4 protein-coding genes and 1 pseudogene are annotated in these 6,904 nt (G+C 57.3%); 1 reads left to right on the top strand and 4 read right to left on the bottom strand.

Going from position 1 to position 6,904, the window contains the following annotated elements; translation table 11 throughout:
- Positions 1 to 187, top strand: a 187-nt coding sequence (locus RHSP_RS33625; protein ID WP_037150510.1) for a transposase, incomplete at its 5' end; no start/stop codon positions are given.
- A 20-nt stretch (positions 188 to 207) separates the two neighbouring features.
- Here the strand turns inward: RHSP_RS33625 and RHSP_RS33620 are convergent.
- The 4 genes and pseudogenes from RHSP_RS33620 to RHSP_RS14530 form a co-directional block, all read right to left on the bottom strand.
- Positions 208 to 558, bottom strand: a pseudogene (locus tag RHSP_RS33620) (transposase); the annotation flags it as partial.
- Positions 559 to 999: 441 nt separating this feature from the next.
- Entirely contained in the window at positions 1,000 to 3,357 is a 2,358-nt protein-coding gene (locus RHSP_RS14540; RefSeq protein WP_004118330.1) for a hypothetical protein, read from the bottom strand.
- A complete protein-coding gene (locus tag RHSP_RS14535; RefSeq protein ID WP_240535433.1) occupies positions 3,354 to 4,568 on the bottom strand; it encodes a DUF2357 domain-containing protein in 1,215 nt (404 codons plus the stop codon). Before RHSP_RS14535 ends, RHSP_RS14540 begins: the two co-directional genes overlap by 4 nt.
- Before the next feature lie 287 nt (positions 4,569 to 4,855).
- On the bottom strand, positions 4,856 to 6,874 hold the full coding sequence (locus RHSP_RS14530; protein ID WP_004118326.1) for an McrB family protein: 2,019 nt from the start codon (positions 6,872 to 6,874) through the stop codon (positions 4,856 to 4,858).
- Positions 6,875 to 6,904 lie beyond the last annotated feature (30 nt).

Genomic DNA, 6,904 nt, shown 5'->3' with positions numbered 1-6,904 from the left:
GGACAAGGCGAAAGGCTTCGAGGTTCTGCCGCGTCGATGGGTGGTCGAACGGACCTTCGCCTGGCTTGGCAGATGCCGCAGATTGGCCAAAGACGTCGAACGCTCGATCGCATCAGCCGAAGCGTGGATCATGATCGCCCACATTCGTCTCATCACCAGACGGCTAGCAAGGTATGGATATCGTTGAACGCTTTTCGAATCCGACTCTTAGTCGCCCGTGAAGAACCGTTTTCGGTGTGGCGGCGCATGATTGTCGGCGTCGAGAGTTTGCCTGACGAGCAGGCACAAAAGTAGCCTGAACCACCTGAGCAGAAGCGAGAAATTGTAGCCGGCGGCAGCCAGAACGGCATTGAGGGCATCGCCCTGCTGTCCGGCAAGATAGTTGCGGTCCATTCTGCGCTCGTTCTTGAGGTGCCCGATGACGGGCTCGACGGCTGACCGCCTTCGCATCAGACGTTTGATGGCCGGCGTCACGTGGCGCTTCTGGCCACTGGTGAAGACCCGCAGCTTGTGGCTCTGGGGCGCATTGTGGCCGCGGTATCCGGCGTCGGCCAGAATGCCAGGATCAGTCCGAGAAATGGCCGCCTTCAAATCGGAACGCCCGCCGGAATGAAATCGGAATGACTGGCCGGCTTCAAATCGGAATCGATGGCCGGCTTCATCGGAATACGCAGCCCATGAGTCGATTTTAGTGAGACGCCGTATTAGTTGCTGGTCTTTTGGGTCGTCGCCTCGGTGCCTTTGTTGTTCGCTCGAGTACCTAATTTAATGCCGCTGACATCAGTGAGGCGCCTTGAGAATGACGGCAATCAACCCCACGCTTCCCTTCACCTTGCCAAAGATATCGATGCCCTGAGCCAGCCTATACCGCCCGCATCAAGGCCTCACAATGAGCTCGTCAGGTACTCTTCGGTGAGCTCATTTGACGGCGCGTAGATCAACCTTAGATCCCCGCAACTGAAAATCGACGGGGCGTGGACGCCGCATACCAGCGATCTACTATTCGTCGGCATCGCTCCCATCCGCCCCACCAAAAATATCAAGCAGAAGCTCTGGGTTGGACCCCTCGCCCCGTAGTTCCTCAAGAACGTGTTCCAGGATGCGCCCGTACTTTGCCAGTGCCCTTAAACGATCCTGGTGCTTGAGATCACCTATCGTCCTCTCGACTGCTCGAACCAATTTATCCGCCTTAGGGTCCTGCCCCTCAACCAACGCGAATGGCTCGACCACCCTCCAACGGAGAAGGCCAACAAGCAGCATCGGAGCGTATTGGAATCTGGTGTACGTCGAGCCCAGATTTTCTTCGAACTCCCGGAGAATCCGTTTGGTCAACCGCTCGACATCTTTGCGAGTAAGCAGCCGAGGCGCGGTTTCAGAGCGCGAAAGTAGGAACGCCATGGCGGCGGTTTCTTTCTGCCACTTCCATTGATCTATGGGCTTGCCCAAGACCTTGTGGATTGCCTGCAGCTCAAAATGCTGGTTGCTGGCGACCCGCCCCAACCCCTGGTAAGCGAGCTTCCAGTGGGCACCTTGAGTGAAAATTGGGTGTCCCCGGGCTTCTTTGTCCCAAGCCTCCAGCAACCAGCCCGAGACGTCTGGCGGGCATCGGCGGAATTGCCATGTCAGAAACCGCAGTGATTGGGTTCCAACAGCTTGGCCCCTCAGCCCGCGACGGACTTCATCTAACGCTCGTTCTACAAGTCGATCCAAGCGCGATAGCGCGACAGCATCTACTCCATTCGGGACATCACCGTCACTTGATATCGCGTATTTGCCGCCAGGTCGAGCCGAGAGCCGATTTGCGAGTGCCGTCCAATCGACGGCAGTCCGGTCAACGTTCTTTTCAAGCAACGTGAAAAGCCCGTCTCCGCGAGGGCTATCGTTCCAACTATCGATTCCGCAGGCGAGCACAAGCCGTCCCGGTATTGTCGGTGCTGGTCTCTGGAACCCTTCGATCAACGCGTCCCAATTTTGTTCGAGTTCGGTCGCGGCATCCCAGTCGACCTGGAATTGGTGACCAAACTTCTGAGAGTGAACGAGGATTTTTGCTCGACCGGACGCCGGGCTCTGTTCCACCCAAAGTTCGACGGGAACTGTCTGGTCGACTTTCACACCGATGTTGACTTCTGCCTTGCGCGGAAGCTCGGAAGTTTCCTTTCTAAGGAAAATAGAAAAACGATCCTGCCCCGCTTGAATGGCCAATCTTGCCGGTTTCGGGCTCCGGTACATCTCACCTGCCGGAAGCGTCTCATCGTAATCAACGAGGTCGAAGTTTTCGACCGCGTCACGCCGCTGCACAATCGTTGAAATCTGCGGCAGGAAATCGAAATAGATGGGATCGCGCTTGCTTAGGCGCCGCGCGGCATGAAGCGCACCATCTGCGATCGAGTTGTCAGCAAGTAACACAACATCTCCACCGATGCTTTGTATCACTGCTGAATGGAATGCTTTTCTGATCGCACCTTTGGACAGAGTTTCCAACAAGACCACATCGCACCCAGCGACATCATCTCGCACATCCTGCAATCGAGGTATCTGCTCGTGATCGATCGTGTCGGGCGGCCTTAATACCTGCCAGTCTCCGTTTCCTTGGCGTAACACCTCGGGCTCTGCCTGGAATCCGAGCGCAAGGCGTCCATTCGAACGTGCCCATTCCAAATGATCGGTTCGGTCGACCGACGAAACTCTAGAAATTGCAGACTTTGCCAACTCCGCCAATCCCCGGTATCCCCAACCCGAACGGATCAGTTTTCCTGTCGAGCGACGCTCCGGCGCTAAGACAGTCTCTCCATGGCTACGCTCGCGACGAATGCGCAGCCTTTGAACCGTGACACCGTCTCCGGTGTGCGAAACCACACCTACGGCCTGGCCTTCTTCAACTGTTCCCCTTTCGATAGCGAACAATGTCGCCAACACGGATCGCCAAACCAGAAGCGGCGTCGAGACCTTTGCCTTGCGCAGAGCCGCCAACAGTCGTTCCTGCAGTAGCTCGCCGGTTTCAGCATGATCATCAAGGCTGGCGATGCCAAAGCTGGCACCGGATGACATCCCTTTCAGCGCTGCAGTCAGGTGGGGGACGGATGGATCGTCGTTCAGCAGATCAGTCACCCTCAACCGCTTCTCGGCAGCTCCGACCACACCCCAACCAGCACCCAGGCCGTGCGGAGAAATTGATGCCTGCGCACCACCCACAAGGCCCCCGTCGGCCTTCGCTCCAGTTTCAACCACGACACCGAAAATGCCGCCTTCGATGAGAGAGCTAATAACCTCCTGCTCCTCGCCGTCCGGCAAAATGGTCCAGTTCCTCGCAGCGCTATCGCGCCATCCATTCAGATCGTACCCGCACAGTTTCCTCATGGCGTCGTCGCGTATATTTCGCTACGTGCGAACGCACGGATAGCGTCCAACCCTTGCCGCAGCCCCTCGCCAGAGGCCTCCAAGGCAATTCCATCAACGCGCGTGCTAGCCTTACGGGATAGGCAAGTCTCGAACTGACCGTGAGATGGGGTCAGTATCAGCCCGTTACGCAGAACTTCAGTTTGGCCGAATGGCTGAATCTCGACCAATCGCTCATTTGCCCGTACGACAGCGTCGTTGAGATCTATGCGAGCCATCGTGTGCGGGGTCCAAACTGCTACGCGGCGCGGCATCCCGCCTCGGTCGATGTCGGAGATGCGGAGAGACACGTGGGCCCGCGTCAAGGCCAGCATACGGCCTGGTGCTTCAGGGCGGGATTGTACCTCGACTATACGACCTGTGTTCTTCAACCAGAACACGGCAATCGGTCGATCCTGCTCGAACCATCGTCCGAGCGATGCCTCTGAACGCCAGACGATGGGCGATTGCGCAATTAGCTCGGCTTCTTCGAGTTCGCTGAGAGCGAGCACGACAGAAAGCACAGAAAAATCCGTCCAGGTCTCCGCTTGCCATGCCCAGAGGTCATCGAGGACCCTGTCTTCCTCCAGCAGGCGGCGCCAGGCTTCATAGATGGAGTTGTAGCTCGGGTCCTGCATCAGAACGTAGTTCGGAACAATCCCGGCATCGGCTACGCTCACTTCAAGATCTGCCAACATCTGCGCGAAGGTTTTGCAGAACCGGCCGAAATGATTGACTTGCGCGTAGCGGCGGCTATGCCGTGCTCGTGGATGCTCCTGCATCCATTCGCGAGCAACCTGGAAAGCAAGTGTCGTATACGCGTGGAGAACCCTGTTTTCAGGGGTATCAAAGTTCTCTCGCCTGACTGTTGCGAGAATACGCTGGCTTGTACCGGCTCGCTCCGCAATCGTCCGCCCCGGTTGACGGACGAGCCAGCGCATCGACGCCCGATCCATTTCCTGAACTCGGTCCAAGAATGTAAGCTCTCTCGTCCGACGAAGCACGCGCCTGATCCTCGGCTCCAGCGCTTTCAGGCGCGGAAGGACATCTTGAGCCTGCCTTACGATCTCCGCCATTCGCGGATCGTGTTCATTCTCTGCGCGCTCCCACGCATCGCGCAATCGGGACCATACATGCAAAGGGTCTTCAAGGGCCTCGCCAAGCTCCTGGACCCGCGCCAAAACCTCGTTCATCCGCCGAAGAAGCTCTCTCGCCCGCACGTCTTCCGGGGTCTCATGCTCCTTTACACCACGAGGGCGAACCGGAAACCCAATTCGCTCCGGTCGCTGAGCATTCGCCGTTTTCGGGTATGGATGGAGAATAAGTTCCACCGGTCCATCTTGAAGCCGGGCCGACATAAGACGCGAGTGTCCGCCGTTCTTGGGTGCCTCGCCACGGACCTCGCTGACCAAACAATCACCAGGACTGAACTTCGCATTGGCAACTCCTCTGCGATCCCAAGGTCTGCCGAGATGGAGCATTACCGCGAAACCCCGTTCCATACGAACTGACCGGAGCCCTCTTTCGCAGCACGGATCGACTCATCGATCGCCTTCGCAAGGTGATCGTCCCGCAGGGCATCACCAACGAAACTTATGAGTTCGGAGAAAGCATGATCGTTACCGTCTTCAACTTCGATACCGCGAAGCTTTGGTAACAAGCGCATTTCAACCTGATCTGCGAGCGGGACACGCAAGTCCTTCGCCTGGTCGAACGAGGTGTAGTTCGCGACATACCCCATGATCGCGCGGCCGAGACGGTGACCGAAAGGTCTCTTGAAGCCCTTCATGAGGCTGACCATTCTATCCACGCTGTCGATAACGGTCTGCTCACTCTCCACAGTCGAAACAGGATTCACCCATGACCGCCATCTTGCCGCCGACAGCGCCTCGGGCTCGGCGATATTTGCTTTCTGCGCAGTCGTCCTGATGGTTCTTGGTGCCGAGAAGCGAAGGACATTCGCCCGGTCCACAACCTTATCAGAGAGCGACTGCGTGCTCTCGTCTTCGTTCATCGTTCCGGCAAACAGAAGGTTGTATCCTGGGAAGATGCGGGGAGCGTCCATACCTCGCGGCATCGGTATCTCAAGCTCGATCTCAGCGTCTTTGCGCAGGGATTTATCCGACACACGGTTCATCGGCGGGCGGCTTTCCAAGCGGCTGAGGAAGTCCGAAAAATAATACTCAACACGCGCAAGGTTCATTTCGTCGAGCAGGATCATTATCATCTGATCCTGAAACTCGCTCTTCTGGTTGTTCAGAATGTCCAGGTGATAGAGCGCCCGCGCCATATCGGTCGGACGGTAGCGCTTTTCGATATAGTTGTAGAAACCCATCAAATCCTGGGGGCTATCCCAGCGAGGTTGAACCGGCACCTGCAGGAACCCGATCCCTATGCCTGCCGCGTACTGTCGCGGCAGCTGGCTCTTGCCAGTCCCGGAGATACCGGCAAGCACGGCCATCTGGGTCGTGTCGTTTGTTTTCATTGCTGTATGGAAGGCATAAACAATGCGACGGTCGTAATGGAGGCCGCTTTGTTCAAGGCGCTGAAGCACCCGTTGGACTGCCTCAGCCTCATTTTCAGCGGCGCGATCTTTCCAGCTCCGCATTTGTGCCAGCACCGGCGGAAGCGTGGTCAACTCCTTGAGACGTTCAACGATTGCCTCCTCGCGGCCCGGCGCATCCCTACCGCTCGCCTCAGCAACGTCTTCCTCCATCTTAGCGACCTGTGCCATTAGCGACGAACGGCGATCTTCCAACGATGAGATGTCGCTTTCGATGGAACGAGCACGCTCCTCGGCGGCTGCGAGTTTCGCCGACGTCTGCGTGAATTCAGCATGAACGGCGGCGGTCGCCTGACGCTCGACAGCGAGGTCTTCTTGAACCTGAGAGAGTTGGGAGTTTGCCGCCTGGAGGAGGCCTTCGACACGTGCGCTTTCTCTACCAAGTTCCTGCGACAGCGCTTCTAAGCGTTGCACTCGCTCCTGCGCTTCGCTCAACTCAATCGCTTGGGACCGCATTTCTGCAATCTTCTTTTCAAGCGCTGCCTGTTCACGCTTCATCTCATCGTTGAGAGCGAACAGCCGCTCGGCGGCAGTGAGGCGGTCATGGACAGCGTCGAGATCTGCCCGGGCGGAAGCCAGCTCAGCGTCAACTGCGTGTTTTTCAATGATCTCCGCTTCGATCACCTCGCGCAGCGCACGGATTTCCTCGCGGCGCTCATCCTTCTGAAGCCATTCAGCATTCAAGTCATCGAGCTGTCTCTTGGTCGCATCGTAGTCAGCCTGGACGTCGGCAATATTGGCTAGGGCCTTGCGGCGCTCTCCTAGTTCATTTTCGATATCGCTAAGGGCCATCCGCTTGTCGGCAATGGCTGTCTCCAGAGACTCCAGGGAGCGCGTCGGCCCGGAGGCGGTAACGGCTCTGTCATGGAGCACCGCGAGGCTTATCTGCACGACGATCAGAGCTACGACAGCCATTGCTGCGAAAAGCAGTATCAAGATGTTTCCTGTTAGCATGTCGACGCTCTC

This window comes from Rhizobium freirei PRF 81 (genome assembly GCF_000359745.1).
Classification (GTDB): Bacteria; Pseudomonadota; Alphaproteobacteria; order Rhizobiales; family Rhizobiaceae; genus Rhizobium; species Rhizobium freirei.
The sequence above is the reverse complement of the archived record's forward strand: the minus strand, read 5'-3'. Positions and strand labels throughout refer to the sequence as shown.

What these genes read in the sequence shown, in the direction of transcription:
- RHSP_RS14540 (WP_004118330.1), bottom strand. Translation starts at nt 3,357, where the DNA reads ATGAGGAAACTGTGCGGGTACGATCTGAATGGATGGCGCGATAGCGCT.
- RHSP_RS14535 (WP_240535433.1), bottom strand. Translation starts at nt 4,568, where the DNA reads ATGAACGAGGTTTTGGCGCGGGTCCAGGAGCTTGGCGAGGCCCTTGAA.